At 27.5% G+C, this 604-nt stretch carries 1 protein-coding gene; it reads left to right on the top strand.

Going from position 1 to position 604, the window contains the following annotated elements:
- Positions 1-78: 78 nt before the first annotated feature.
- A partial coding sequence (locus tag DNK84_RS13845) for a VUT family protein (RefSeq protein ID WP_162902520.1) occupies positions 79-604 on the top strand: 526 nt, incomplete at its 3' end.

The following is a 604-nucleotide window of genomic DNA, read 5'->3' as shown; positions in this document are numbered from 1 at the left end:
AAAAACTTTAATTTTAAAAATAAGTATATAGTTTTTCCAATTCTTATTGGACTATCAATTTGTGCTTACGATTTTACAATGTTTGCAAGCCATAGAATGATAATGTTTTTTGGGTTTGATATGCCTGGCGGTGCTGCATCATTTCCTCTTGTATATTTTATTGCTAATATTATACAAGAGGTATATGGATATAAAAGAATTAGGCAATTATTGTGGGTTATAATAATAACTCAGATAGCTATACTCTGTATGTCATTGATAACATTGTATTTTTTACCTGCACAAGAAATACCAATGCCAATATATAATATACTTCATAGAGTTTCTCCAAATATGACTCATGATCAGATGTATTCTATATATTCAGGATTATATAATTTCATATTAGGTCAAAATATACGGAATGTTATTGTTAATTTATTTGCTATATTTTTAGGGTTGTTTGCAAATGCATATATATTTGGTCATTTAAAGAAGATGACTAATGGTAAGCTTTTATGGTTTAGAACTATAGGAGCTACATGTATAGGTGAATTTGTATTTACTTTAATATTTGTCTTAGGAGCATTTTGGGGGCAATTTCATAATATGACTTTAATGCATA

The sequence above is a fragment of the Facilibium subflavum genome (genome assembly GCF_003574485.1).
GTDB lineage: Bacteria > Pseudomonadota > Gammaproteobacteria > Francisellales > Francisellaceae > Facilibium > Facilibium subflavum.
The sequence above is the reverse complement of the archived record's forward strand: the minus strand, read 5'-3'. Positions and strand labels throughout refer to the sequence as shown.